Origin of the sequence: Mesobacillus jeotgali (assembly GCF_014856545.2) — a bacterium.
GTDB lineage: Bacteria > Bacillota > Bacilli > Bacillales > Cytobacillaceae > Mesobacillus.
Window position 1 is genome coordinate 1760632 of the sequence record NZ_CP109811.1, and the last position, 26523, is coordinate 1787154.

Annotated in this window: 30 protein-coding genes; all 30 read left to right on the forward strand. The window is 42.4% G+C overall.

Annotated elements, in window-relative coordinates:
* Positions 1–26 precede the first annotated feature (26 nt).
* Positions 27–806 (forward strand): GTP-sensing pleiotropic transcriptional regulator CodY, encoded by a 780-nt coding sequence (gene codY, locus FOF60_RS08705; RefSeq protein ID WP_167831756.1) that lies wholly within the window; start codon positions 27–29, stop codon positions 804–806.
* 495 nt (positions 807–1301) lie between these two features.
* Positions 1302–1697: a flagellar basal body rod protein FlgB gene (flgB, locus tag FOF60_RS08710; protein ID WP_192470331.1), complete on the forward strand. Its 396-nt coding sequence runs from the start codon at positions 1302–1304 to the stop codon at positions 1695–1697.
* A gap of 2 nt (positions 1698–1699) precedes the next feature.
* Positions 1700–2149, forward strand: a complete 450-nt coding sequence (flgC, locus tag FOF60_RS08715; RefSeq protein WP_192470332.1) for a flagellar basal body rod protein FlgC — start codon at positions 1700–1702, stop codon at positions 2147–2149.
* 45 nt (positions 2150–2194) lie between these two features.
* A complete protein-coding gene (fliE, locus tag FOF60_RS08720; RefSeq protein WP_251613475.1) occupies positions 2195–2473 on the forward strand; it encodes a flagellar hook-basal body complex protein FliE in 279 nt (92 codons plus the stop codon).
* A 75-nt stretch (positions 2474–2548) separates the two neighbouring features.
* The gene (gene fliF / locus FOF60_RS08725; RefSeq protein WP_192470334.1) at positions 2549–4144 is read left to right on the forward strand and encodes a flagellar basal-body MS-ring/collar protein FliF; all 1596 of its coding nucleotides are present in this window, start codon (positions 2549–2551) and stop codon (positions 4142–4144) included.
* Positions 4145–4155: 11 nt separating this feature from the next.
* The gene (gene fliG, locus FOF60_RS08730; RefSeq protein WP_192470394.1) at positions 4156–5172 is read left to right on the forward strand and encodes a flagellar motor switch protein FliG; all 1017 of its coding nucleotides are present in this window, start codon (positions 4156–4158) and stop codon (positions 5170–5172) included.
* Positions 5156–5926, forward strand: a complete 771-nt coding sequence (gene fliH / locus FOF60_RS08735; RefSeq protein WP_192470335.1) for a flagellar assembly protein FliH — start codon at positions 5156–5158, stop codon at positions 5924–5926. The genes fliG and fliH overlap by 17 nt, the downstream gene beginning before the upstream one ends.
* Entirely contained in the window at positions 5926–7239 is a 1314-nt protein-coding gene (gene fliI, locus FOF60_RS08740) for a flagellar protein export ATPase FliI (protein ID WP_192470336.1), read from the forward strand. The genes fliH and fliI overlap by 1 nt, the downstream gene beginning before the upstream one ends.
* A 7-nt stretch (positions 7240–7246) precedes the next feature.
* The gene (gene fliJ, locus FOF60_RS08745; RefSeq protein ID WP_192470337.1) at positions 7247–7693 is read left to right on the forward strand and encodes a flagellar export protein FliJ; all 447 of its coding nucleotides are present in this window, start codon (positions 7247–7249) and stop codon (positions 7691–7693) included.
* A gap of 4 nt (positions 7694–7697) precedes the next feature.
* A complete protein-coding gene (locus FOF60_RS08750) occupies positions 7698–8297 on the forward strand; it encodes a MotE family protein (protein WP_192470338.1) in 600 nt (199 codons plus the stop codon).
* A gap of 33 nt (positions 8298–8330) precedes the next feature.
* A complete protein-coding gene (locus tag FOF60_RS08755; protein WP_192470339.1) occupies positions 8331–9569 on the forward strand; it encodes a flagellar hook-length control protein FliK in 1239 nt (412 codons plus the stop codon).
* 10 nt (positions 9570–9579) lie between these two features.
* The gene (flgD, locus tag FOF60_RS08760; RefSeq protein ID WP_192470340.1) at positions 9580–10209 is read left to right on the forward strand and encodes a flagellar hook assembly protein FlgD; all 630 of its coding nucleotides are present in this window, start codon (positions 9580–9582) and stop codon (positions 10207–10209) included.
* A 17-nt stretch (positions 10210–10226) separates the two neighbouring features.
* Complete coding sequence (locus FOF60_RS08765) at positions 10227–10616, forward strand: TIGR02530 family flagellar biosynthesis protein (protein WP_192470341.1); 390 nt, start codon at positions 10227–10229, stop codon at positions 10614–10616.
* Between the two features lie 79 nt (positions 10617–10695).
* Positions 10696–11877, forward strand: a complete 1182-nt coding sequence (locus tag FOF60_RS08770) for a flagellar hook protein FlgE (protein WP_192470342.1) — start codon at positions 10696–10698, stop codon at positions 11875–11877.
* Between the two features lie 54 nt (positions 11878–11931).
* A complete protein-coding gene (locus FOF60_RS08775; RefSeq protein WP_167831742.1) occupies positions 11932–12153 on the forward strand; it encodes a flagellar FlbD family protein in 222 nt (73 codons plus the stop codon).
* Positions 12143–12571: a flagellar basal body-associated protein FliL gene (gene fliL, locus FOF60_RS08780; RefSeq protein WP_192470343.1), complete on the forward strand. Its 429-nt coding sequence runs from the start codon at positions 12143–12145 to the stop codon at positions 12569–12571. The genes FOF60_RS08775 and fliL overlap by 11 nt, the downstream gene beginning before the upstream one ends.
* Before the next feature lie 42 nt (positions 12572–12613).
* Positions 12614–13615, forward strand: coding sequence for a flagellar motor switch protein FliM (gene fliM / locus FOF60_RS08785; RefSeq protein WP_192470344.1), 1002 nt, complete (start codon positions 12614–12616; stop codon positions 13613–13615).
* Positions 13602–14867 (forward strand): flagellar motor switch phosphatase FliY, encoded by a 1266-nt coding sequence (gene fliY / locus FOF60_RS08790; RefSeq protein ID WP_192470395.1) that lies wholly within the window; start codon positions 13602–13604, stop codon positions 14865–14867. Before fliM ends, fliY begins: the two co-directional genes overlap by 14 nt.
* 18 nt (positions 14868–14885) lie before the next feature.
* A complete protein-coding gene (locus FOF60_RS08795) occupies positions 14886–15248 on the forward strand; it encodes a response regulator (protein ID WP_041967240.1) in 363 nt (120 codons plus the stop codon).
* A gap of 31 nt (positions 15249–15279) precedes the next feature.
* Positions 15280–15936, forward strand: a complete 657-nt coding sequence (locus FOF60_RS08800) for a flagellar biosynthetic protein FliO (RefSeq protein ID WP_225649862.1) — start codon at positions 15280–15282, stop codon at positions 15934–15936.
* Positions 15929–16594, forward strand: coding sequence for a flagellar type III secretion system pore protein FliP (gene fliP, locus FOF60_RS08805; protein WP_192470345.1), 666 nt, complete (start codon positions 15929–15931; stop codon positions 16592–16594). The genes FOF60_RS08800 and fliP overlap by 8 nt, the downstream gene beginning before the upstream one ends.
* 14 nt (positions 16595–16608) lie before the next feature.
* A complete protein-coding gene (gene fliQ / locus FOF60_RS08810) occupies positions 16609–16878 on the forward strand; it encodes a flagellar biosynthesis protein FliQ (protein ID WP_192470346.1) in 270 nt (89 codons plus the stop codon).
* Positions 16879–16882: 4 nt separating this feature from the next.
* Positions 16883–17659: a flagellar biosynthetic protein FliR gene (gene fliR / locus FOF60_RS08815; RefSeq protein ID WP_192470347.1), complete on the forward strand. Its 777-nt coding sequence runs from the start codon at positions 16883–16885 to the stop codon at positions 17657–17659.
* Positions 17660–18745, forward strand: a complete 1086-nt coding sequence (gene flhB, locus FOF60_RS08820; RefSeq protein ID WP_192470348.1) for a flagellar biosynthesis protein FlhB — start codon at positions 17660–17662, stop codon at positions 18743–18745.
* A 35-nt stretch (positions 18746–18780) separates the two neighbouring features.
* Complete coding sequence (gene flhA, locus FOF60_RS08825) at positions 18781–20817, forward strand: flagellar biosynthesis protein FlhA (protein WP_192470349.1); 2037 nt, start codon at positions 18781–18783, stop codon at positions 20815–20817.
* Complete coding sequence (gene flhF, locus FOF60_RS08830) at positions 20814–21992, forward strand: flagellar biosynthesis GTPase FlhF (RefSeq protein ID WP_192470350.1); 1179 nt, start codon at positions 20814–20816, stop codon at positions 21990–21992. Before flhA ends, flhF begins: the two co-directional genes overlap by 4 nt.
* The gene (locus tag FOF60_RS08835) at positions 21985–22851 is read left to right on the forward strand and encodes a MinD/ParA family protein (RefSeq protein WP_192470351.1); all 867 of its coding nucleotides are present in this window, start codon (positions 21985–21987) and stop codon (positions 22849–22851) included. Before flhF ends, FOF60_RS08835 begins: the two co-directional genes overlap by 8 nt.
* A 7-nt stretch (positions 22852–22858) precedes the next feature.
* Positions 22859–23944 carry a protein-glutamate methylesterase/protein-glutamine glutaminase gene (locus FOF60_RS08840; RefSeq protein ID WP_192470352.1) on the forward strand — a complete coding sequence of 362 codons (1086 nt, stop codon included), beginning with the start codon at positions 22859–22861 and terminating at the stop codon, positions 23942–23944.
* Between the two features lie 19 nt (positions 23945–23963).
* Positions 23964–26021, forward strand: a complete 2058-nt coding sequence (locus FOF60_RS08845) for a chemotaxis protein CheA (protein WP_192470353.1) — start codon at positions 23964–23966, stop codon at positions 26019–26021.
* 45 nt (positions 26022–26066) lie between these two features.
* Positions 26067–26522 (forward strand): chemotaxis protein CheW, encoded by a 456-nt coding sequence (locus tag FOF60_RS08850; RefSeq protein ID WP_192470354.1) that lies wholly within the window; start codon positions 26067–26069, stop codon positions 26520–26522.
* Position 26523: the final 1 nt, after the last annotated feature.

The window sequence follows — 26523 nt, forward strand, 5'->3', positions numbered from 1 at the left end:
TTTGAAGCAAATAGGAGGAAGAATCAATGGACTTACTATCAAAAACTAGAAAAATTAATGCCCTGCTCCAAAAAGCCGCCGGCAAACCGGTAAACTTTAAAGAAATGTCAGAGACGCTAAGCGAAGTCATCGAAGCGAACATCTTCGTTGTCAGCCGCAGAGGGAAGCTATTAGGCGTAGGAATCAATCAGCAAATTGAAAACGAGCGCATGGTAAAAATGCTTGAAGACCGCCAATTCCCTGAAGAGTACACAAAGAATCTTTTCAATATCCAGGAGACATCACCTAACCTGGATGTGGACAGTGAGTACACAGCATTTCCTGTTGAAAACAAAGAGCTTTTCAAAAACGGGTTAACAACAATCGTGCCGATCATCGGCGGCGGTGAGCGCCTGGGAACACTGATCCTTGCCCGTCTCGAAGAACAATTCCACGATGATGACCTTATTCTAGCTGAATATGGCGCAACAGTGGTAGGGATGGAAATCCTTCGTGAAAAGGCTGAAGAGATTGAAGATGAAGCTCGCAGCAAAGCTGTAGTACAAATGGCAATCAGTTCTCTATCCTATAGTGAACTAGAAGCAATTGAGCACATCTTCGAAGAACTTAACGGAAAAGAAGGCTTGCTGGTAGCTTCAAAAATCGCTGACAGAGTCGGCATCACTCGTTCTGTAATCGTCAACGCGCTGCGTAAGCTGGAAAGTGCAGGCGTAATCGAGTCCCGTTCCCTAGGAATGAAAGGAACTTATATCAAGGTTTTAAATGACAAGTTCCTGTTTGAACTTGAAAAGCTTAAGAGCAACTAAATAAAGAATAAAAAATCGCTGAAGTTCAGCGGATTTTTTTATTCTTTATATTAAAGAGCATCTAGATTCGGCCAGATGCGAAAGGAGTTAACAGCATAATGTTACAAATTTATTTCGATTCTTTTACACTCCTCCTTTTATCATAGGAGAACGAATAATTTTAATGAAGAAAATAATGGAAAAAAGGTAAAATAATATAGGTAATTTGCCCTCGAAGCAATTTAGAAACCAAGCAAATTTTCGTTCGTTATTCCTATCTTTTTTTTAATACTTTACAAAAAACTGGTGTGAATTAATAAAAATATAAAAATTAGTAAACTTATAGGTCTTTTAGACTATTTTGAAAAATGAGCATAATGCATGATAAAAATTAACCGAAAGTACATAGACAGATTATTTCAGATTCTTTACAATTAGGAATATAATGACGAAATTCAGCAAAGAATTACAAAATCCAGCAAAATAATCCAGTGTAGCAATTGCGAGGTGCAAAAATTGAAGTTGTTTTCAAATACAGTATCAACCCTCGAGCATGCGTTGAACTATTCTTCTGCAAAGCAGAAAGTCATTTCGCAGAATATCGCGAATGTTGATACACCGAACTATAAAGCGAAGGATGTGTCCTTTAAGGCTGTGTTCCAGGATGTCATGGGACAATCCTTTCAAGCAAATAGATCTGACGCCCGGCATTATGAATTCAGCAGCAGGGCGAACACTTTGCCTGGAGTCGTTAATAATCCGTTTGTGAATTATAACGAAAATGGGAACAGCGTTGATATGGATAAAGAAATGGCCGACCTGGCTACGAACCAAATTTACTACAATGCGCTGACTGAGAGGATTAATGGAAAATTCAACTCTCTCCAAACAGTCATTAGGGGAGGTAAGTAAGAATGAGCATGTTTCATAGCATGAACACGACAGCTTCTGCGTTGACTGCCCAGCGCCTAAGGATGGATGTCATTTCTTCAAACATGGCGAACGTCGATTCGACAAGAGGAGTAAATGGAGAGCCATACCGCAGGAAGATGGTTGTCCTTGAACCTAAGGAAGGAAACTTTTCTTCATTCCTAAATAGAGCAATGGGGAAAACCGAAGGAGCGGGAGCAGGAAATGGGGTTAAAGTATCAAGAATTGTAGAGGACAGAGAAAATCCGCTTAAGATGGTATATGATCCTGAACACCCTGATGCTGATCAAGAAGGATATGTTGCTTACCCGAATGTAGATCCTTTAAGGGAAATGGTGGATTTGATAAGTGCGACTCGTTCTTATGAAGCCAATGTCACAGTTTTTAACGCTTCCAAGGGTATGATGATGAAAGCCCTTGAGATCGGTAAATAAGGAGATAACTAAATGAACACAGCTGGGATTAATTCTGTCAGCCAAATGGTCAAACCATTTCAAACAAAAGTGTCTACTCCCACACCTACACCATACGAAGCACAAAAAAGTTTTTCGTCCGTACTTAAGCAATCTATTGAAAATTTAAATAACACACAGCTTCAGTCAGATGCGATGACAAATAAATTGGCTCGTGGGGAAAATGTAGACCTGCATCAGGTAATGATAGCAAGCCAAAAGGCGAGCATTACACTGCAGGCTACAATGGAAGTCAGAAATAAAGTAGTTGAAGCATATCAGGAAATGATGAGAATGCAAGTTTAATAATTAGCTAAAAACTAAGATTAGATCGGTTATTAGCTGTATAAAAAGAAGAGACTTAATAACCGGGGGATTGAAATGAAAGAAACCGTTCAAAAGTATATACATACAATGAAGGATTTCTGGCAAGGGCGCACCAGAAAGCAAAAAATCGGTCTTGGTGCGTCTATTTTCTTTGTTCTAATAGTTGCCGTCCTTACAGCTTATTTCACTACCAGGACCTCTCTTGAGCCACTTTACAGCAATCTTTCACCGGCTGAAACAGGGAGTATCAAAGAGAGCCTTGATGCCAGGGGCATACCATCCGAGATTACCGATGGCGGGAAAACGATCCTGGTACCGGCAGAGTCAGTTGACAGCTTGAAAGTAGAGCTTGCGGCTGAAGGGATTCCTAAGTCAGGCAGCATCGATTATACCTTTTTTAGCCAGAATGCTGGAATGGGTATGACAGACAATGAGTTCTTTGTTCTGAAACTCGAAGCAATGCAAACAGAATTGGCGAATCTGATGAAAGGGATCGATGGAGTAAATGATGCTAAGGTAATGATTAACCTTCCCGAAAAAGGAATTTTTGTCAGCGATAATGAACAGCCTGCATCGGCTTCCATCGTGCTAAATACAAGCCCAGGCTATCAATTCAAGGAAGACCAAATAAGCGCACTATATCACTTAGTGGCTAAAAGTGTACCGAACCTTCCTACAGATAATATCGTCATCATGAATCAGTTTTTTGAGTACTTCGATTTAAAAAATGAAAATAATTCCAGCGGGACATCTTTTGCTTCCCAGCATCAGATTAAACAGCAAATTGAAAGAGATGTGCAAAGGCAAGTGCAAAATATGCTGGGTACCCTTATGGGTCACGACAAAGTAGTCGTTTCCGTAACTGCCGATATAGACTTTACCCAGGAAAACAGAGAAGAAAACATCGTAGAGCCTGTTGATCAAGAAAATATGGAAGGAATCGCAATCAGCGCCCAGCGGATTACTGAAACCTTCACAGGGAACGCCGACCAGGCCGGTGGAATTCCGGAAGGGGGCAATCCTGGTGAAACGACAGGTTCTCAATACCTAGAGGGTGCAAGTGGGAATGGCGATTATGAAAGAGTCGAAGAAACAATAAATAATGAAGTCAGCCGAATCCGCAAGGAAATTATCGAAAGCCCATACAAGGTGAGAGACCTCGGCATCCAGGTCATGGTAGAACCGCCAACACCGGATGACGAAAGTTCACTGCCGCAGGAAAGAGTAGAAGATATCACAAGAATCCTGGGGACGATTGTCAGGACAACCATTGATAAGGATGCTCTTGGAACGGAGCTGACTGATGAGTTAATAGAAGACAAGGTCGTTGTATCTGTGCAGCCGTTCAATGGAAAGATTACATTCGAGAATAACGTTGTAGAAAAACTGCCTTGGTGGATCTATCTTGTAGGAGGTTTGCTGCTCGCCGCAATCATAATCCTGCTGCTTCTATTCATGAGGTCCAGGAAGAATGCAGTTGAAGAAGAAGAATATGTAATGGAAGAAAAGTATGAACAAATTCGTGTTCCTGATGTGAACAAGGAATTTGAGACAGAGGGAACTATGAAGAAAAAGCAGCTGGAAAAAATGGCGAAAGAAAAGCCAGAGGATTTCGCTAAATTATTGCGAACATGGATTTCTGAGGATTAGGAGGAGGACCAATAGTGAGGAAAGACCAAAAAGAATTAACAGGAAAACAGAAGGCTGCAATCCTCCTGATCTCTCTTGGCCCAGATGTTTCGGCTTCGGTTTATAAGCATTTAAGTGAAGAAGAGATCGAGAAACTTACACTTGAAATCTCTGGTGTGAAAAAGGTTGACTCGATGGCAAAGGAAGAAATTCTGGAAGAGTTCCACAGTATCGCGCTGGCACAGGATTATATCACCCAAGGTGGAATCGGCTACGCGAAAACAGTATTGGAAAAGGCGCTGGGAACCGATCAGGCGGCAGTGATCATCAATAGATTGACCTCATCACTGCAAGTTAGACCATTTGATTTTGCACGAAAAGCGGATGCCGGACAAATTCTCAATTTCATTCAGAATGAGCATCCGCAAACAATTGCTCTTATACTTTCTTATTTGGATTCAGCCCAAGCAGGCCAGATTTTGTCTGAACTGCCACAGGATGTCCAGGCTGATATCGCCCGGCGCATAGCCGTGATGGACAGCACATCACCAGAAATCATCAATGAGGTGGAGCAGATTCTTGAAAGGAAGCTCTCAGCAACTGTTACTCAGGACTATACGCAAACTGGCGGTATTGAAGCTGTTGTTGATGTATTGAACGGAGTGGACCGTGCAACCGAGCGCACGATTCTTGATGCCCTGGAAATTCAGGATCCAGAGCTTGCAGAGGAAATCAAGAAGCGGATGTTCGTGTTCGAAGATATTGTCACACTGGATAACCGTGCAATCCAGCGTGTGATCAGAGACTGTGAAAATGAAGATCTCATGCTTGCTCTTAAAGTTTCAAGTGATGAAGTGAAAGAAATTGTCTTTAAAAATATGTCTAAACGAATGGTTGAAACCTTCCAGGATGAAATGGAATTCATGGGTCCTGTAAGGCTGCGGGATGTTGAAGAAGCTCAGTCAAGGATTGTCGCAATAATCAGACGTCTGGAAGAAGCTGGTGAAATCGTCATTGCCCGTGGCGGAGGAGATGATATTATTGTCTAGGCTTATCAAATCTCAATATACCAGTACAGTATCTTCAGAAAAGAAGGTCATCTCCATCAGGATGCTGGAAGCAACGAGTCAGCAAGATGTTCCCCAGGTCTTCACTCATACAGAAGATGAAAGAAAGAGAATCCTGGATAATGCCGCATTGGAAGCCAACCACATAGTTTCAAGGGCAATGGAAGATGCGGAGCAGATCCGGCAGCAAATCTACCAGGAAAAGCAAGAATGGGAGCAGCAAAGTTCCCTTTTAGCCGAAGAATCCAGGCAGCTTGGTTTTGAGCAAGGATATCAAGAAGGCAAAAACCAGGGTTATGCAGACTATCGTCAAACAATTTTGTTTGCCCAGGAAACAGTTGATGCAGCGAAACGGGATTACCAGCATCATATAGAATCATCAGAAAAGGTCATTCTTGATCTCGGAGTGAAAATTGCAGGGAAGATACTTGGCGAAAAACTGGCAGCAGCTGAAGGTTTTCTAGCCCTTGTGAAAAGAGCATTAAAAAACTCCAGAGATTATAAAGATATTCAGCTGCATGTACATCCAAAACACTACCAGGACCTGCTTGCTCAAAAAGAAGAACTGATTGCCATCTTTCCAAAGGACATTGATTTTTATATCTACCCGGATGATGAGCTTGAGGAGACTTCGTGCATCATAGAATCAGAAAATGGCAGGATTGACGCAAGTGTAGACAGCCAATTGGAGGAAATCAAAATTAAGCTGTTTGAAATGCTGGAGAGTGAACAATAATGAAGGCCGAGGATTTATTGGAACATGTCGATTTTATGGATAGTTTTAAACGTTATGGACGTGTAAAGAGAGTTGTTGGCTTGATGATTGAATCTCAGGGTCCTGAAAGTTCTATAGGTGATGTGTGCTTTATTCATGTTGGCACTAAGAAGAAGCGAAAAATCCAGGCCGAGGTTGTCGGCTTTCAAGATGAAAATGTCATTTTGATGCCGTATACATCCATTCATGATATATCACCCGGAAGTCTCGTTGAAACGACAATGAAACCGCTTGAAATCAAAGCTGGTCCTGGTATGATCGGGAAAGTAGTTGATTCTCTGGGGGTTCCGCTCGACCAATCCAGCCTGCCAAAAGGATTGGCATCCGTTCCAACAGAACAAGATCCGCCCAACCCTTTGAGCAGGCCGCCAATCTCAGAACCAATCGAAGTTGGAGTCCGGATGATTGACAGTCTGCTCACAGTCGGCAGCGGCCAGCGTGTTGGGATCTTTGCCGGAAGTGGTGTCGGGAAGAGTACTTTGCTGGGAATGATTGCGAGAAATACTACCGCAGACCTGAATGTCATTGGACTTATTGGTGAGCGTGGCCGGGAAGTCAGGGAATTCATAGAACGTGATTTGGGGCCGGAAGGGTTAAAACGTTCTATTGTGGTTGTCGCCACTTCTGACCAGCCTGCATTGATGCGGATTAAAGGTGCCTATACGGCAACAGCCATTGCAGAGTATTTTCGCGACAAAGGTTTGAATGTCATGCTGATGATGGACTCTGTTACACGGGTAGCAATGGCCCAGCGGGAAGTAGGACTGGCAGTTGGCGAACCTCCAACTACTAAAGGCTATACTCCTTCAGTGTTCGCCATCCTCTCGAGGCTCCTGGAAAGGACAGGGACAAATGAATTTGGATCCATCACAGGCTTTTACACTGTGCTTGTAGATGGTGATGACATGAATGAGCCGATCGCCGACACGGTACGGGGAATTCTAGATGGCCACTTTGTATTAGACAGGGAATTAGCCAATAAAGGCCAATACCCGGCAGTGAACGTGTTAAAAAGCATTAGCCGAATCATGAACAATATTGTTTCAGATGATCATGTCAAAGCAGCAGAAAGATTGAGGGAATTATTAAGCACCTATATCAATGCTGAGGACTTGATCAATATCGGCGCATATAAAAAAGGCACATCTGCAGAAATAGACGAAGCAATTATGAGATACCCGCAAATTCTTAATTTCTTAAAACAAGGAACCAATGAAAAAGTTTCAATTAATGAGAGTGTCCAGGCTCTATTGCAGCTAGTAAGGAAAGGTTGATGGTTCAATGAAATATCAATTCAAGTTTGATAAGATCCTTTCACTCAAGACGAGAGAAGTAGACGAAGCTCAAGTCGTTTACCAGGAATCAGTCAAAAAATTCGAAGAGGCTGCTGACCGGCTCTATCATCTGCTGAAGAAAAAAGAGGACATTGAGTGTTTCCAATCAGACCGGCTGCTGGATGGTTTACCTGTCCAGGAAATACGACACCATCAACAATTTATCGGAAATCTGGAAAAATCGATTGCTCACTATCAAAAAGTCGTGATGAACGCTAGAAATATCATGAACTATCAACAAGTTAAGCTAATGGAAAAAAATCAAGAAGTAAAAAAGTACGAAAAAATCAAAGAGAAAGACCATCTTCAATTTCTTGCAGCTGAAAAATATGCAGAGAGCAGGATGATGGACGAAGTCTCGATTCAGCAATATATGAACCGGGAAATTAGGTGATCAAATGGCACAGAAAGTGGAGGAAAAGGATAGTCAGGAAGAAAATAAGTTCCATTGGTTTTTGATGGTGGTTGCCATCCCAAGCTTGTTTGCAATTGTAATTGCTCTGGTTGCTCTTTCAATTCTAGGGATCAATATTTTTGAAACTGCGAAGGACATTGGCGGAAAAATACCATTCATTTCTCAGTATGTGAGTGAAGAGAACCAGCCGTCCACCGATGAATTTGAAAAAAATATCATCAGCCTTGAAGCGGAAATTAAAGACCGAGAAGCAAAAATGGAACAACTTCAGTCGAAAATCGACAGTAAGGATACACAGCTGAAACGGATGGAACTGGAAAAAGCACAGCTGCAGGCACAAATAGAGGAATTGACTGCGATCCAGGAAGAAAACAAGCGAGCCTTCCGGGAAATCGTCAAAACGTATGAAACGATGTCAGCAAAGAGTGCGGCACCGATTATCTCCAATATGGAAACGAGCGAAGCGGTTAAGATTCTGACAAATATCAAGCCGGAGTCACTTGCAGCCATTATGGAGAAACTTCCAGCCGAAGAAGCAGCTAAATATACAGAATTACTGACGAACGAAACGAACGGTAATTAGTTGGTGTAACGAGACTTGAGAGGAGGTGAAAACATGGAAATAGGAGGTCTTGGGTTTTTTAATACCATTGCCGCGGGGAAGCAGCCAGTAGCCGATAAGACAGGAAAAGATGGAAGTTTTGCCGGGTTCATGTCAACAGTTTTATCAGGGAAAACTAATTCACCCGCCGCAACTGAAGCATCTAAAGATGGAGAAAAACTAGAGGAACTAGGTTCGCTGGCAGAACTCATTAACGTATCGGACCTTTTAGAGCTGGAAGATGGGATGAAGCTTCTGGATATGCTGAATTCAGATTCTGGAAGTCTATTAAATAAGGCGCTGTCACAGCTTGGGATCAATAATGAAGAATTGAAACTTTTTATCCAAAAGTGGTCCAGTGCTGATGGAGTGGAATTGACGAATGCCTCTGATGAAGAGCTGTTGGCTTCCATAGCGGCTTTATTAACAGGTATTGCTAATCAGCCTGCGGATGAACTAACGATGAAATTAGACCAAAGTGATGTACAAGCCTTAAAGGCACTGAAGCTGTATGAATTAATGTCCAGATATGCTGATGGTCAAAATTTTAAAAACTCTGATTCTATAAAGGAATCTCTGAAAAGTCTCGGTGAAGCTTTAAAGGACTTTTTAGGAACAAATAACAACAATTCAAATACCGATTATTTACAAAAACGATTTACCCAGTTAGCAGTCGACCTAAACCTTGCTTCAAAAAAATTATTCACAGAGGGAAATGGTTTTGCAGATCCCAGCTCCGGTTTGAAAACGGAAGGGGCACCAGGAACACTTGGTTTCCTTCCACAAATGACCAAAGCTGAACAGTTGATGTTAACGATGAACAGCCCAGAAAGGCCAGTTTCAGCTGAACAATTAATGAAACAGTTTGAATCAATCCTTTCAAAATCACATTTCATGAACAGTGGCGGAACACAGAAATTATTCATCAAGTTATTCCCTGAGCACCTGGGAAGCATCCGGATCGAGCTTTTCCAGAGGGATCAAACGATGATGGCAAGAATCATAACCACCTCTGGTACGGCAAAGGAAACACTCGAATCACAGATTAATGGGCTGAAACAAGCATTTGCTGCACAGAACCTTTCGGTGGATAGGATTGAAGTGACTCAGCAGCAGGCTCAGCAAGAACGATTCCTGAACAAGGATTCCGAGCAGCAGCAAAGACATTCAGACAGAGGGCAGCAAGAACAGAAAGACGAAAAAGGGGATTTTAATCTCTCCTTCGAAGAAGCACTGCTAAATACTGAAGCTTAGGAGATAGACAATGGTGAATACGATCAATTCTACTTATCTGCTGTCCAATCTTCAAAAGGACAGGAAAGCTGGTTCAGATATTCTCGGGAAAGATGATTTTTTGAAAATCTTGATGACCCAGCTGCAGAATCAGGATCCTTTGAATCCGATGCAGGATAAAGATTTCATAGCGCAAATGGCAACATTTTCGACACTTGAGCAGATCACGAATATGGGAAAATCAATCGACCGTTTCGTTCAGGCTGAACAACAAAACAAAATGATTTCCTATAGCCAGTTCGTGGGCAAGGATATTACCTGGCACAAGATTGAAAGTGCAAATGGCGAGGAAACCGTTAAACAAGGAAATGGAAAGGTTGCCTCAGTCCAGTTCAAGGAAGATACAGTTTCTTTTGTACTTGAGGACGGCACGACCCTGGAACCAGCAAATATTTCGCAGATCAATGAGTTGTCCAGCGAGAACCATATGCTGCAGGCGAGCATGTTGATTGGAAAGACCATTAGCTATCTTGATGAAAATAACCAAGAGAAATCTGCTAATGTCCTATCTGTTTCATTTAAAAATGGCAAGACATCTTACTTGCTGGATGATGAGAATAACACAAGCATCATTTCTTCACAGATTACAAAAATTCAATAACACAAGGAAGTGGTGTAATGGATAAAACGCAATTCCGTCCAATTCATTCACTGCCTGTTAACAGGAATCACCAAAAACCTGTGAAAGCCAACAATTTAGCACAATCACCATTTTCCTTGCAATTACAGAGTGCAATCCAATCAAAGAATGGACTGACCATAAGCAAGCATGCAACTGAACGATTGGAGCAGCGAGGAATTAACATATCCCAGGAGCGCTGGAACAGGATTGAGGAAAAAGTTAGTCAGGCTAAAGCCAAAGGCGTGAGTGATTCACTTGTTCTGCTGAAAGACGCGGCGCTGATTGTCAGCGCGAAAAACAACACGGTCATTACAGCCATGGGCAGGCAGGAAGCAGCGGAACAAATATTCACCAATATAAATGGCACAATCGTCATGGAAAATTAAAAAAATAGGCTGGACCTTTACGGAGGCCTGGGCTGTGGACCGATTGAAGCAGCCCCCAAATCGAAAGGAGTTTTAAATAATGCTTCGTTCAATGTACTCAGGAATCAGTGGAATGAAAAACTTCCAAACAAAACTAGACGTAATCGGCAACAATATTGCCAATGTAAATACCTACGGTTTTAAAAAGGGCCGTGTTACTTTCAAGGACACAATGAACCAAACCATTTCCGGCGCTAGTGCTGCACAAAACGGAAAGGGTGGAAAAAATCCTATGCAAGTAGGACTGGGATCCACTATTGCAACAATAGATACGATTGATACACAATCAAGTTTGCAGACAACAGGAAGATCTCTTGACCTGGCAATTTCAGGTGATGGTTATTTTGTTGTTAAGCAAGGAAATGCACAGTTCTACACTCGCGCAGGTAACTTCTATCTTGATGAGGAAGGGACACTTGTTAATGGTGATGGATATAAAGTTCAATCCAACAATAATGGGGTTCTTGAAGATATTAAAGTGGATGTGAATTCTATTTTGCCCGCTCAGAAATCAACCGAGTTGAAAATTGATGGAAATTTTCCAACTGGAGTTGCTGGTGACACTGAACAGCTGCAACAAATCAAAGTTGTAGATAGTAATGGTGAGGAACATACAATTGAGTTGAGTGTTAATTCAACTGGAACTTCAGGTGAATGGGAAATTACTCTACAAGATAGAGCAAGAAGTTCTTTAACTGATTTGGTCATTACAATTAATAATGGGAGGATTACTCAACAATCTGGAACTTTATCTGTCGATAATGGAACAACCAATGGGGAACAAATCCCCCTATCAATTTCACTAGGAAACGTTACTTCAACTGCTGGGAACTTGAATGCTCTATTCTCACCTAACGGAACCACCCAAGGTGCAATAGAAAGCTTCAGTATTGGTCAAACGGGTGAAATCAGCGGTGTCTTCTCAAACGGTCGAGTAGAAACTCTAGGTGTTCTTGCTCTAGCTAAATTCAGTAACGCAGCAGGTCTTAGCAAGGTAGGTAACAATATGTTTCAGGACTCAGTTAACTCAGGTACAGCGAATATTGGTACTCCAGGGGACGGTTATGGAACTGTAGCGTCCGGAGCACTCGAAATGTCTAACGTAGATCTATCAGAAGAATTTACCGAAATGATCACGGCTCAGCGTGGTTTCCAGGCAAATACTAGAATTATTACAACCTCTGATGAAATTCTTCAAGAATTGATTAACCTAAAACGATAGACTAGGAGAGGAGCAGGGCTGAAAGGGAGATCCTTTTAGCCCCTGTGAATTATAGTGATTAAAGTAACGAAATTAAATGGTAAATCATTTAGGATTAATTCATTATTTATCGAAGTAGTAGAAGCTTTTCCAGACACAACAATTACCTTGACCAACGGACGAAAGTATGTCGTAAGGGAAAGTGAAGACGAAGTGAGCAAGTTGATCCAGGAATTTTATCAGAGTGTCGGCCTTCTTGGAGGGCGAATGTTGGAGGAACTGAATCATGAAGAATAATAAGCTGGTAATGATTATGTCGGTCATGCTGGTAGCCATATTGCTTGTAGGGACGATCGCTGTGGTAGCGGTTATGAAACTTACAGCTGAAGATGGTGAAAAAGAGCCAAGCATCGATGAGGTGCTCGAGGCTTCCGTAGACATTCCCGAGGTAACGACGAACCTTGCATCAAATGATTTTATAAAGATATCTTTTAAAATTGAAACAGACGGCAAAAAAGCAAAAGAAGAGTTGCAAAAGAGAGATTTTCAGGTGAAAAACCTGATTATCTATGAACTATCCGAGAAGAAGGCAGAAGAACTGCAAGGCAAGGAAGGCAAGATGAACCTTGAAGAAGTCCTAAAGACGAAGATAAATGACCTGATGCTTGAAGGAAAGGTCAAAAAGGTCTACATAACAGGTTCTCTCCTCCAATAACAGATTGAAATAAATTACCGTAACTTTATGGAGGTGAGGAGCATGTCGGGAGATGTATTGTCGCAAAGCGAAATTGATGCTTTGTTATCAGCATTATCAACAGGAGAAATGGATGCGGATGAATTAAAGAAAGAACAAGTAGAAAAAAGGGTTAAAGTTTATGATTTTAGAAGAGCTTTGCGTTTCTCGAAAGATCAAATCCGCAGCCTTACCCGAATCCATGAAAACTTTGCCAGGTTATTGACTACTTTTTTCTCCGCCCAGTTAAGGACATATGTAAACATCAATGTCGCGTCAGCTGACCAGATCCCTTATGAGGAATTCATCCGGTCCATTCCCAAGATGACGATATTGAATGTATTTGATGTAGAACCGCTTGAGGGCAGGATCCTGATGGAGGTCAACCCTAACATTGCATACGCAATGATGGACAGGCTGCTTGGAGGAAAAGGCTCAAGCCATAATAAAGTCGATAGCTTGACAGAAATCGAAACCAGAATCATGTCCAATATGTTTGAGAAAGCTTTTGAGAATTTCAGGGAAGCTTGGGGTTCGATTTCTGATATCGATCCGCAGCTTTCGGAATTTGAAATCAATCCGCAATTTTTGCAGATGGTTTCCCCGAATGAAACCGTCGTGGTGATTTCGTTGAACACTACGATCGGAGAAGCAAGCGGAATGATCAATATATGTATACCGCATGTAGTGCTGGAGCCGATCATTCCTAAACTTTCAGTGAAATATTGGATGCAGTCCGATAAGAAACAAAGCTTGCCAATCGAAAATTCAGTACTGCAGAGTGAAATCCAAAAGGCTGATGTCTCAATTACAGCGGAAATTGGCTCGTCTGAAATCTCGATTCAGGACTTCCTGATGCTTGATATCGGCGATGTAATTGAACTGAATCAGCAAATAGACCAGCCTTTACTGATAAAAGTCGGAGATATCCCTAAATTTGTTGGACAGCCAGGGAAATTGAACAAAAAGTTAGCCATTCAAGTGTTTGATACATTTAAGGGAGGAGACGATGATGGTGAGCGATGACATGTTATCTCAAGATGAAATCGATGCGCTTCTTAGAGGAACCTCTGATGAAGCAGAAGAAACAGAAAATACAATGAACGTGGATGACTATTTTTCTTTTATGGAAAGAGATGCATTAGGAGAAATAGGCAATATATCATTTGGCAGTTCAGCTACAGCACTATCAACTTTATTGAACCAGAAGGTAGAAATTAATACCCCTACGGTTACGGTAGTACACAAGTCAAAATTGGAAGATGCTTTTCCAGATCCTTATGTGGCCGTACAGGTTTATTACACAGAAGGTTTCAGCGGCAGCAATATGCTTGTTATCCAGCAAAATGACGCGGCGATCATCGCAGATTTAATGCTGGGCGGCGACGGATTGAATCCAAGGGATTTACTGGACGAAATCCAGCTGAGTGCTGTTCAAGAGGCAATGAACCAGATGATGGGATCTGCGGCTACCTCAATGTCTACAGTTTTTAGCAAGAGAGTTGATATTTCACCTCCCAATATCAATCTGTTGAATGTCGTGGAAGGAGAAGGCACTGAATCAATTCCCGAAGATGATATTTTGGTGAAGGTCTCATTCTCGTTAAAAATCGGCAATTTAATAGATTCGAATATTATGCAGCTTTTGCCAGTTACTTTCGCTAAAAGCCTGGTGGATGAATTATTAAATCCTGGGACAGCACAAGAGACAGCACCTGAAATCCAGGCACCAACATTCCCGCAAGGTAATCAGCCTGAACAAAATAAAGCAAATCCAACACAGGAAAACCATAATAATGCCCATTATCAACCAATGCAACAGCCGGAATATCAAGTACATCAGGAGCCGGCTTATTATCAGCAGCCAACCTATCAAAATGTTCCACAACAGCATGGCTATTCTCAACCGATGCAATCGGGACCACAGCATTTTGGCAATGTGATGACTGGCGCACAGCCTACAGTCCAGCCAGCAGTGTTCTCAAGCTTCGAATCATCACAGCCTCAGCAGGCGGAAACAAAGAACCTGGATATGCTGCTTGATATCCCGCTGCAGGTGACGGTTGAACTGGGCAGGACGAAGCGCTCAGTCAGAGACATCCTTGAGCTCGGATCTGGTTCAATCATCGAACTGGACAAACTCGCTGGAGAACCAGTCGATATCCTGGTTAACAATCGATTGATTGCCCAGGGAGAAGTAGTAGTAATTGATGAGAATTTTGGTGTCCGGGTTACTGATATAATCAGCCAGAGCGACCGCATTAAAAAATTAAAATAATCTTCAGGGGGAATTTCAATGGCGAACAAGATTTTAGTCGTAGACGATGCGGCTTTCATGAGAATGATGATTAAGGACATTTTGACAAAAAACGGCTTTGAAGTCGTCGCAGAAGCAGCAGATGGAGCACAGGCACTTGAAAAATATAAAGAATTTCAGCCTGACCTTGTCACAATGGATATTACCATGCCGGAAATGGATGGCATCACTTCTTTAAAAGAAATTAAAAAAATCAATCCGAACGCAAAGGTTATCATGTGTTCGGCGATGGGCCAGCAAGCAATGGTCATCGATGCGATCCAGGCAGGAGCTAAAGATTTCATCGTAAAACCATTCCAGGCTGATCGCGTTATTGAAGCGATTTCCAAAACATTAAGCTAGTGAACTTTTATCATTTAGAGGGTGCGGCAAATTGTTAAGATTAATCCGAACTGCCTCGACAATTCTTTTCTTATTAGCTGCTCTGTTCAGTCCAATTGGCTTGGCGAGTGCAGAGCAGCTAAATAAAAGTGTGCAGGATTGTTTGAAAAATCCTGAGTCGTGTGATGATGGACAGGCAGATAAGAGAACAAACCAATCAGACGATGAAAAATCCCAGGTAGGGGTCAATTTCATGGATTTCGTCAGGATGATCCTTGCTACGGCCTTTGTGGCAGCATTAATCTACTTCCTCCTCAAATTCATCAATAAGAAGAGCATGACCTATAAAAGCTCGCAGCTTGTTGAAAATCTTGGAGGCACCAGCTTAGGAGCCAACAGATCGGTTCAGATTGTAAAAGCGGGCAATAAGCTTCTCATTGTTGGCGTGGGAGAGAACATACAGCTGTTAAAGGAAATTGACGACCCGGAAGAGTACAGCCAAGTCATTCAGGAATATAACAATAAAATGGAGCAGCTTGTACAGCCAAGCGATATTGTGACAAAGTTGCTTAAAAGAGCGAAAAGAGACGGCGGCAATCAGCGTTCCGAATTTTCCGCATTGCTGAAGAACCAGCTGAATGATATGGCAAGCGGAAGAAAGAAAATGCTTGAGGAGATACAGAAGAAAGGGTCAGAAAAAAATGAATGAGTTTATGGAGTTTTTCAACAGCAGTTCTCCTGAGAGTGTATCAACATCCGTAAAGCTGATGCTCCTGCTGACTGTACTTTCGATTGCGCCAGGCATCTTGATTTTAATGACAAGTTTTACAAGGATCATCATCGTTCTTTCCTTTGTCAGAACGGCGCTTGCAACACAGCAAATGCCGCCTAACCAAGTGTTGGTCGGGCTTGCGATGTTCCTGTCATTCTTTATCATGGCACCTACTTTCCATGAAGTGAATGAACAAGCTCTGACACCTTTATTTAATGAAGAAATCAATTTGGAGCAAGCCTATGAGCGGGCATCAATTCCCTTCAAGGAATTCATGAGCGCGCATACGAGGCAGAAGGATTTGGCGTTATTTCTGGAGTATTCAAGGGCTGAAACTCCTGAATCGGTTCAGGATATTCCTTTGACTGCCCTCGTTCCTGCATTTGCCATCAGTGAAATCAAAACAGCATTCCAGATTGGATTTATGATTTTCATCCCTTTTCTGGTGATCGATATGGTTGTCGCTAGTGTCCTGATGTCCATGGGTATGATGATGCTTCCGCCAGTTATGATTTCTCTTCCATTTAAGATTTTACTATTTGTAATGGTAGATGGATGGTATTTAGTCGTGAAATCGTTATTACAAAGTTTTTAAGCAGGTGAATGTAAATGACATCAGAAGGTGTTATCTCAATAGCAGAACGAGGAATTTATACAGTTTTAATGATTTCAGGGCCATTGTTGATTTTAGCACTGGTAGTTGGTTTGATCGTCAGTATTTTTCAGGCAACTACACAAATCCAAGAACAGACACTGGCTTTCGTGCCAAAGATTGTGGCCGTGCTGGTCGGAGTCGTTTTCTTTGGTCCATGGATGCTAAGTTATATGCTGAGCTATGCGACGGAGATTTTTTCGAATCTTACTAGGTTTGTAGGCTGATGAGATGCTAGATTTCATTCCTTCGTTTCCGGCATTCCTGCTGATATTTGTAAGGGTGACATCCTTTTTCTTGATGATGCCTTTATTTTCATATCGGACGATTCCCGCGTCTCATAAAGTAGGGCTTGGATTCATGCTTTCTATCATCATGTTTACAGCAATTGGACCCCCTGAAATCGCAATAGACAGCACATATTTCCTGCTGGTCATCAAAGAAGCAATGGTTGGTTTATTCATAGGCTTCATTGCAGCATTGATGATGGCTGCCATCCAGATTGCCGGGGGATTCATAGATTTCCAGATGGGCTTTGCCATTGCGAATGTCATCGATCCACAGACAGGGGCACAGAGTCCGCTGATGGGGCAGTATTTATATACGATTGCTCTTTTGTTTTTACTGACTGTAAACGGCCATCATCTGTTGATGGATGGTATATTTTACAGTTATGATTTTATCCCGATCGATCAGGTGACCATACCGTTTGGGAATGAAAATATTGCGGAATTCATCATCCTGTCTTTCAATAAAATGTTCATTATCGCCTTCCAGATGTCCTTGCCGGTGGTCGGCAGCTTGTTCCTGGTTGATGTTGCCCTTGGGATTGTAGCAAGGACCGTCCCGCAATTGAATATATTCGTTGTCGGGCTGCCAGTGAAAATCGGTGTAAGCTTTCTCGTACTTATTGCGGTAATGGGCGTGCTGATCATGGTTATAACGGATCTGTTTTCCACTACTCTTGCGACCATGAGGGGTTTGATGGAAATGATCGGAGGAGCATAAATGGAGTTTTTAAGGTTAGACCTGCAGTATTTTGCCGGTGAAAAAACAGAAAAAGCGACTCCCAAAAAGAGACAGGACGCTCGGAAAAAAGGACAGGTTGCCAAAAGCCAGGACGTCAATACTGCCATTGTCCTTCTTGCTGTGTTTTTGTTTTTGATGTTCTTTGGCAGTGTGATGATGGAGAGACTCATCGGGGTCCTTCGCCATTCCTTACAAAACTACATGTTAATGGATTTGACTTCGAATAATATCGAATCTATTGTGATTGAAATATTAGCTGAATTGGTCATCTTCCTGGGTCCCGTCATGATCGTTGCGTTGATTGCAGGGGTTGCTGCCAACTACATCCAAGTCGGCTATATGTTTTCGACTGAAGCAATCCAAATGAAACTAGAGAAAATCAATCCGATCAGCGGCTTCAAGAGGATTTTTTCAATGAGGGCAATCGTTGAATTGCTAAAATCCATCCTTAAAATCACCTTCGTAGGTGTGATCGCTTTCTCAGTTCTGTGGTTGCGATTGGACGAGGTGCTTCTCCTCGCTAATAAGAGTGTGGGTGCTGCATTGGCAACTATTGCCGGGCTGACACTCCAAATGGGCCTTTTTGCTTCCGGAGCATTGCTATTTTTATCATTATTGGATTATCTGTACCAAAAATATGATTATGAGAAAAGTATCCGCATGTCAAAACAAGACTTGAAAGATGAGTATAAAAACATCGAAGGGGATCCTCTTATCAAGTCTAAGATTAAGCAGAAGCAAAGAGAGATGGCAATGCGGCGGATGATGCAAGAAGTTCCAAAAGCAGATGTGGTCATTACGAACCCAACTCACTTCGCGATCGCATTAAAGTATGACGAGCAAAAGGCTGATGCTCCGATCGTTGTGGCTAAGGGTGTTGACTTTGTCGCACAGAAGATTAAATTGATTGCCAAGGAAAATGAGATTATGTCTGTCGAGAACCGTCCTTTGGCGAGGGCGTTATACAGCCAGGCTGAGATCGGTGATGCCATCCCTGAGGAGTTTTTCAAAGCGGTGGCAGAAATCCTGGCCTATGTGTATCAAACAAAAAATAAAGTGCTGTAATTCTTCAGGTATGCAGTGTTTAGGAGAGAAGTAGTATGTCAGCAAGAGACCTGTCCGTCCTGCTTAGTGTCATCTTAATCGTAGCCATGTTGATCATTCCTTTTCCGCCATGGCTGCTAAGTGTACTAATCATGGTAAACATCTCAATTGCACTTCTGGTGCTGTTGAACACAATGAATATGACTGAACCGCTCCAGTTTTCTGTTTTTCCTTCACTGCTGCTGTTGTTAACTTTATTCAGACTTGGTTTGAATGTTTCGACGACGCGTTCCATCCTTTCAAAAGGTGAAGCTGGAGGGGTGGTTGAGACCTTCGGTACATTCGTTGTCGGGGGGAATGTTGTCGTCGGGATGGTCGTGTTCCTGATCTTGATCATTATCCAGTTCATTGTCATCACGAAAGGTTCCGAGCGTGTATCAGAGGTTGCAGCAAGATTTACCCTTGATGCGATGCCTGGTAAGCAAATGAGTATCGATGCTGATTTGAATGCCGGGATGATTTCTGAACAGCAAGCACGCGAACGACGCGAAAAAGTAAGTAGAGAAGCAGATTTTTACGGTGCGATGGATGGTGCAAGTAAATTCGTAAAGGGAGATGCCATCGCGGGAATCATCATCGTCCTGATCAACTTGATATTCGGGATTGTTATCGGCATGACACAGCAAGGTCTTGGGATTGGAGATGCTGCCCAGAAATACTCCCTGTTGACAGTTGGTGACGGGATTGTCAGTCAGATTCCTGCACTTTTGATCTCGACAGCGACGGGTATTGTGGTTACTCGAGCTGCATCTGATGGAAACCTTGGTATTGACATTACTTCGCAGCTGTTGGCTTATCCTAAAATGCTGTATGTCGGTGCAGCCACGATTTTCCTGCTGGGGCTGTTTACGCCGATCCACGATTTGCTGACAATTCCGATTGCGGCATTGATGGCATTTGGCGGCTACTCATTCTCCCGTGTTCCTGAGCCCGATAAGCAGCAGCTGCAGGAAATGGAAGAAGACATTCAGATGGACGAGATGAAAAGTCCTGAGAGTGTGGTTAATCTTTTGAATGTTGATCCGATTGAGTTTGAATTCGGATATGGTTTGATACCTCTTGCTGACGCTAATCAGGGAGGAGACCTTCTGGACCGGATTGTCATGATCAGAAGGCAGCTTGCCATTGAGCTTGGGCTGGTCATTCCGGTAGTCAGAATTCGGGACAATATCCAGCTTCAGCCGAATGAATACAGACTGAAAATCAAAGGGAACGAAATGGCCAGGGGAGAATTGCTTCTTGATCATTATCTGGCAATGAGCCCTGGAATAGATGATGATTCTGTCGAAGGTATCGATACAATCGAACCAAGTTTCGGTTTGCCTGCTAAATGGATCACGGAAGAAATGAAGGAGCAGGCAGAAATCTTCGGCTACACAGTAGTCGATCCGCCTTCTGTTGTTTCGACGCATATTACAGAAGTAATAAAGGCTAATGCACATGAACTTCTGGGCAGACAGGAAACGAAGCAGCTGATCGATCACCTTCGTGAAAGCTATCCGATCCTTGTTGAGGAAGCGACACCGAATCCTTTATCAGTTGGTGAAATCCAAAAAGTGCTTGGCAAGCTGCTTAGGGAAAATGTCTCAATCAGGAATTTGCCAATTATATTCGAAACACTTGCTGATTATGGAAAAGTGACAACTGATACAGATATCCTTGCTGAATACGTCCGTCAGGCCCTTGCAAGACAAATCACGAACCAATATTCCCGAAATGGTGAAACTCTGAAGGTGATTACACTATCGGGAAGGGTAGAAAAGGTGGTAGCGGAAGGTGTTCAGCAAACAGAGCACGGAAACTACCTATCCCTGGACCCTGCAGTATCTCAAGGAATATTGGAATCTGTGGCAAACCAGGTAGAGCAATTGAGCATAATGGAACAAACGCCGATTATCCTCTGTTCACCTGCGGTCAGGATGTATGTGCGCCAGCTGACAGAAAGGTATTTTGCGCAAATACCTGTATTGTCTTATAACGAACTTGAAGCAAATGTCGAAGTCCAAAGTGTCGGGGTGGTGAATGTAGAATGAAAGTAAAAAAGTATACAGCTTCATCCATGCCTGAAGCAATGAAACTCGTCAGGGGGGAGCTGGGCAATGAGGCAGTGATCCTTAATTCCCGTGTCGTCCAGACAGGAGGATTCATGGGCTTTTTCAAGAAAAATAGCATTGAGGTAATTGCTGCCATTGACCCAGACACCGACTTAAGTTCAAAGGCTGCCAGTGTGGATCAACCAGGTAAATATACTCGCCCTGTGGTAATGAGAGAAGTATCCAAAAAGGATGCATCAGCTGTTCAGGTGAAACCTGTAATGGAAACACCGCAAAAAGCGGACAAGGAACTATTGAAAGAAATTTCACAGCTTAAGGAACTGCTTAAGGAATCAGGAAAAATCGAAGGAGTCTCTTTGCCAGAACCAATCAGCAGGCAAATCCAATTCCTGAGGGATATGGATATAAATCAAGAAATCATTGATGAAATAGCTGGATTCCTTCTTGAGAAATGGTATCTCGGCGGAGCGGCTGCAAGTGAAGCAGAAATAACCGAATGGTGTGCACTGGCAATTGAAGAAAAGCTATCTCCTCTTACATTCGAAGGTATTTCTTTTAAAAGGAAATTTGTCAATGTCATTGGGCCGACAGGCGTTGGAAAAACGACTACACTGGCAAAAATCGCTGCTGATTGTGTATTGAAGCACCAGAAGAAAGTTGCTTTTATCACCACAGACACTTATCGAATTGCTGCAATTGAGCAGTTGAAAACATATGCGAAAATTCTCGATGTCCCAATAGAAGTTTGCTACAACATGGAGGACTTCAAGGCAGCAACAGATAAATTCGCGGACTATGACCTTGTCTTCATCGATACAGCAGGACGTAATTTCAGGAATCAAAAGTATGTCAACGATCTAAAAGATGTCATCGATTTCGGAAAGGATATGGAAACTTTTCTTGTCCTGGCATTGACGGCAAAACAAAAAGATATGGAGGAAATCAGGCAGCAATTTTCGCTGATCCATATTGATAAATTCATTTTCACAAAACTTGATGAAACCTCGGTATATGGAGCAATGCTCAATATGGCGTTGAAATTTTCAACTGGAATTGCCTATTTGACCAATGGTCAGGATGTGCCAGATGACCTGATCGAGGCAAAGCCAAATATTATTGCAAATACTATTCTTGGAGTCAGCACCTATGAATGACCAGGCAGAAAAATTAAGAAACCGACTTAAAACAAACACTCCCGCCAAGGAAGCGAAGACGCTCGCAGTGGTCAGCGGAAAAGGCGGAGTCGGGAAATCGAATTTCTCGCTCAACTTCTCGATCTCCCTCGCCAAAAAAGGCTATAAGGTCTTGTTGTTTGATTTGGATATCGGTATGGGGAATATCGAGATTTTGATGGGGAGAAGTTCTTCACTTTCCATTGCCGATTTTCTTTCAGGAAAATCATCGATGGAGGAGGTAATTTTTCAGGGGCCACACGGTGTCGAGTATATCTCAGGCGGGACAGGCTTAAGCCAATTAGTCAGGATGGACCGTGCTGGCGTCGATTACTTTATCTCTAGTTTAAGTGAAGTTCTGAGAAAGTATGATTATCTGATTTTTGATATGGGAGCCGGCTTGAACGAGGAGACTTTAGCGATCCTCCTGTCTGTCAACGAGATATTTGTCATCACCACGACAGAGCCCACCTCCTTGATGGATGCATACGCTACTATGAAATACATCCACCTGTCAGATTCAGAATTGCCGTTCTATTTGGTTGTCAACAGGGCAGGTTCCATCAAAGAAGGCAACGATACGATGGCCAGACTGGACGATGTTCTTGGGAAGTTTTTAGGAAGGACACCGATCAAGCTTGGAATGCTGCCGGATGATAAAACTGTCCAGGAAGCAGTAAAACGCCAGATTCCATTTACAATGTTCAATGAACGGTCACAAGCTTCTAAAGGAATGGCAGCGATTATCGAAAAATATATCAATAATGCGAGCTACAATGCCGAAAAGACAGATAACAGGAGTTTTACAGCTAGATTGAAGCAATTCCTTTTCGAAAGGTAGTGGTCGAGTGGCAAAAACCAGAGTTCTCATCGTAGATGATTCAGCTTTCATGCGAAAGCTGATCAACGACTTTCTATCAGAACACCCGGAAATTGAGGTTATTGGCACGGCTCGGAATGGAGAGGATGCCATTAAGAAATGCCGGGAATTCCGTCCTGATGTCATTACACTTGACGTAGAAATGCCGAAACTAAACGGGTTAGAAGTATTGAAGCTGATTATGAAGGAGCACCCGCTGCCGGTTGTAATGCTTTCTAGCACCACGAAAGAGGGCGCGGACACGACGCTGCAGGCGATTCAGGCGGGTGCTGTGGATTTTGTGGCCAAGCCATCAGGATCCATTTCAATAGATTTACATAAAATCAAAACAGAGTTAATCCAAAAAGTGTTATCGGCAAGCAAAGCTAATCTGACAAAAATAAACTTCCTGGAAGATTCAAATACTGTTGGGAAGAAATTGGAGAGTTCCATAGATTCAGAGATTAAGCCTGCAAGCAACGTAACAACAAGGGGATTTACGCAATCCAAAAAGATTGTCTGCATTGGAACTTCTACCGGGGGACCAAGAGCATTGCAGCAAGTTATAACTTCATTGCCGAAAGGTTTGGAGGTACCAATCCTGATTGTCCAGCACATGCCGCCCGGTTTTACCAAGTCCCTTGCCAATCGACTGGACTCCTTAAGCCAGATTAGAGTCAAGGAAGCGGAAGATGGCGAGCTTTTACAAAAAGGGACTGCATACATAGCCCCAGGAGGCTTTCACTTAACGGTTAAGACATTAGGTTCATCGCTGGCAATCAGTCTTAGCCAATCACCGCCTCGAAACGGACATCGTCCTTCCGTTGATGTGATGTTCGAGTCTATCAGTACCATCAAGAATTACAGTAAAGTTGCTGTCATCATGACAGGAATGGGGTCAGATGGGTCCAAGGGACTGGTTGAAATGAAAAAGAACGGCATAGTAAAAGCAATCGCTGAATCCCAGGATACATCAATTGTTTTCGGAATGCCAAAAGCAGCAATAGCAACGAATATGGTTGATGAGGTAGCGAATGTAGAGAACATCGCACAATCGATCATGAATTATATATGAGGCCGGAGGTGCTGTGCACATGGAATTGAATCAATATCTTGAAGTCTTTATTGAAGAAAGTAAAGAACATTTACAGGCCTGTAATGAACAAGTATTGGAATTAGAGAAGAATCCCCAGGATTTATCAATCATTAATGAAATTTTCAGGTCGGCTCATACTCTTAAAGGGATGTCAGCGACAATGGGTTACGAGGACTTGGCAAGTCTTACACATCAAATGGAAAATGTACTTGATGCGATAAGGAATAACAGATTGACGACAACACCTGAAATAATTGATGTTATTTTCATGGCTGTTGATCACCTTGAAGACATGGTCCAGGCAATAGCTGCTGGTGGCGATGGTAAAAAGGACGTCACTGAAACAGTTGAAAAGTTAAAACAGATTGAAAAAGGGGAACCGCTGTCGGACTCCGCTAATAAGGAAGTTGCCGCTGCAGCCGTTTTAGAAGCCAAGCAGCAATCCCATTATGATGAATTTGAACTGACTGTTTTAAAACAGTCCAAAGAACAAGGGTTCGGTGTTTATGAAATTGAGATCGCTTTGCGTGAAGATTGCTTGCTGAAAGCTGCACGAGTCTATATGGTTTTTGAGGTATTGGAGAAGATTGGTGAAGTAATCAAAGCAAACCCTTCAGTAGAGCAGCTAGAGGAAGAGCAATTTGACCATGAATTTTCGATTACGATTGTCTCCAAAGAGGATCCTGAGGATATTAAAAGCAAAATCATGAAAGTTTCAGAGGTTGTCAAAACCGACCTTAAGTCATTAGAGTTTGATGATGAGAGTAATGATTCGAATGGTGAGGTCATGTCAAAATCAAATGGCCTCGAGGTATCTGATTCAACTGCTTCGGACCTAACTCAATCGGTCGGTTCTGAAGTGGCGCCGGTTCAAGATAAAAAAGGCGGTGCCAAACAGCAAGTAAATAGCAGCAAAACAATAAGGGTGAATATTGAACGTCTCGATATTCTAATGAATTTATTTGAAGAACTTGTCATTGACCGCGGCAGACTCGAGCAAATCTCAAAAGATCTGGATAACGGAGAGCTTACTGAAACGGTTGAAAGAATGTCCAGGATATCCGGTGACTTGCAAAATATTATTCTGAATATGAGGATGGTCCAGGTAGAAACGGTATTCAATCGCTTCCCGAGAATGATTCGTCAATTAGCGAGAGACTTAAATAAAAAGATCAACCTAGAAATCGTTGGTGCTGAAACAGAATTGGATCGCACAGTAATTGACGAAATCGGTGATCCGCTTGTGCATTTATTAAGGAATTCAGTTGACCATGGGATTGAATCACCTGAAGAGCGGAAGGCCAAGGGTAAAAATGAAGAGGGTACTGTGGTGCTGCGTGCCTTCCACAGCGGCAACCATGTTTTCATAGAAATCGAGGATGATGGTGCTGGAATAAGCAGGGATAAGGTATTGAGGAAGGCCATCAGCAAGGGAATCATCACCGAACAATCTGCTGCAGGCTTCACTGATAAACAGGCATTTGAATTAATCCTTTCATCTGGCTTCTCGACTGCTGAGAAGATTTCAGATATTTCAGGACGAGGCGTAGGGTTGGATGTGGTGAAAAATACGATTGAGTCTCTGGGCGGTTCAATCTCAATCGACTCTAAGGAAAATGAGGGAACTATTTTCTCCATACAGCTTCCTCTGACATTATCAATCATTTCGGTTATGTTAGTCGAAATCCAGAAAGAAAAATTTGCGATTCCTTTGTCATCAATCATTGAGACAGCCATAATCAAAGAAACTGATATCATGAATGCACATAATCAAAAGGTAATTGATTTTAGAGGCAAGGTCGTGCCATTACTGTTCTTAAAGGATATCTTCGAGGTACCGTCAGAACATAGCGAAGATCAATTCCACTCGGTCATCATCGTTCGAAAAGGAGATAAAATGGCTGGCTTGATTGTTGACTCATTCATTGGACAGCAAGAAGTAGTCCTTAAATCATTAGGAAATTATTTAACGAATGTTTTTGCGATCTCCGGAGCAACAATCCTTGGAGATGGTCAGGTAGCATTGATTGTGGATTGCAATGCCTTAATTAAATAGATCCCTTGTTAAAACAATGACGATGATATTTTGGGAGTGAGAAAAGTGGCTGAAAATTTGGTGTCAGACTTAAAAGTAATCGTGTTCCAGCTGAATGATAAAGAATACGGTGTTCCTGTAAGCCAGGTTAAGTCGATTGAAAAGATCATGCATATTACAAGGGTGCCTCATACAAATCCTTTTGTAAAAGGTGTCATGAACCTTCGCGGAGTTGTGACTCCACTATTGGATTTGCGTGTCCGATTTGGCATGGAGGAAGAAGCATACAACGAAGGAACTCGAGTCATTATCGTTTCAATAGAAGATAAAGAAGTAGGCTTGATCGTAGATGGAGCAAATGATGTCATAGATATACCAACTAGTAAGATCGAACCTCCGCCTGAGGTCGTTGGCCTGGCAGCTGAAGGGTTCATTGACGGAGTGGCCAACTTGGATAAAAGGTTATTGATTTTAATAGATTTGCACAAAATCCTTGAATCCGATGAAGTAAAAGCTTTGTAAG

Coding starts and splice junctions, on each gene's coding strand:
- codY (WP_167831756.1), top strand. CDS start 27: ATGGACTTACTATCAAAAACTAGAAAAATTAATGCCCTGCTCCAAAAA.
- flgC (WP_192470332.1), top strand. CDS start 1,700: ATGAGCATGTTTCATAGCATGAACACGACAGCTTCTGCGTTGACTGCC.
- fliE (WP_251613475.1), top strand. CDS start 2,195: ATGGTCAAACCATTTCAAACAAAAGTGTCTACTCCCACACCTACACCA.
- fliF (WP_192470334.1), top strand. CDS start 2,549: ATGAAAGAAACCGTTCAAAAGTATATACATACAATGAAGGATTTCTGG.
- fliH (WP_192470335.1), top strand. CDS start 5,156: ATGATATTATTGTCTAGGCTTATCAAATCTCAATATACCAGTACAGTA.
- fliI (WP_192470336.1), top strand. CDS start 5,926: ATGAAGGCCGAGGATTTATTGGAACATGTCGATTTTATGGATAGTTTT.
- fliJ (WP_192470337.1), top strand. CDS start 7,247: ATGAAATATCAATTCAAGTTTGATAAGATCCTTTCACTCAAGACGAGA.
- FOF60_RS08750 (WP_192470338.1), top strand. CDS start 7,698: ATGGCACAGAAAGTGGAGGAAAAGGATAGTCAGGAAGAAAATAAGTTC.
- FOF60_RS08755 (WP_192470339.1), top strand. CDS start 8,331: ATGGAAATAGGAGGTCTTGGGTTTTTTAATACCATTGCCGCGGGGAAG.
- flgD (WP_192470340.1), top strand. CDS start 9,580: ATGGTGAATACGATCAATTCTACTTATCTGCTGTCCAATCTTCAAAAG.
- FOF60_RS08765 (WP_192470341.1), top strand. CDS start 10,227: ATGGATAAAACGCAATTCCGTCCAATTCATTCACTGCCTGTTAACAGG.
- FOF60_RS08770 (WP_192470342.1), top strand. CDS start 10,696: ATGCTTCGTTCAATGTACTCAGGAATCAGTGGAATGAAAAACTTCCAA.
- fliL (WP_192470343.1), top strand. CDS start 12,143: ATGAAGAATAATAAGCTGGTAATGATTATGTCGGTCATGCTGGTAGCC.
- fliM (WP_192470344.1), top strand. CDS start 12,614: ATGTCGGGAGATGTATTGTCGCAAAGCGAAATTGATGCTTTGTTATCA.
- fliY (WP_192470395.1), top strand. CDS start 13,602: ATGGTGAGCGATGACATGTTATCTCAAGATGAAATCGATGCGCTTCTT.
- FOF60_RS08795 (WP_041967240.1), top strand. CDS start 14,886: ATGGCGAACAAGATTTTAGTCGTAGACGATGCGGCTTTCATGAGAATG.
- fliP (WP_192470345.1), top strand. CDS start 15,929: ATGAATGAGTTTATGGAGTTTTTCAACAGCAGTTCTCCTGAGAGTGTA.
- fliQ (WP_192470346.1), top strand. CDS start 16,609: ATGACATCAGAAGGTGTTATCTCAATAGCAGAACGAGGAATTTATACA.
- fliR (WP_192470347.1), top strand. CDS start 16,883: ATGCTAGATTTCATTCCTTCGTTTCCGGCATTCCTGCTGATATTTGTA.
- flhB (WP_192470348.1), top strand. CDS start 17,660: ATGGAGTTTTTAAGGTTAGACCTGCAGTATTTTGCCGGTGAAAAAACA.
- flhA (WP_192470349.1), top strand. CDS start 18,781: ATGTCAGCAAGAGACCTGTCCGTCCTGCTTAGTGTCATCTTAATCGTA.
- flhF (WP_192470350.1), top strand. CDS start 20,814: ATGAAAGTAAAAAAGTATACAGCTTCATCCATGCCTGAAGCAATGAAA.
- FOF60_RS08835 (WP_192470351.1), top strand. CDS start 21,985: ATGAATGACCAGGCAGAAAAATTAAGAAACCGACTTAAAACAAACACT.
- FOF60_RS08845 (WP_192470353.1), top strand. CDS start 23,964: ATGGAATTGAATCAATATCTTGAAGTCTTTATTGAAGAAAGTAAAGAA.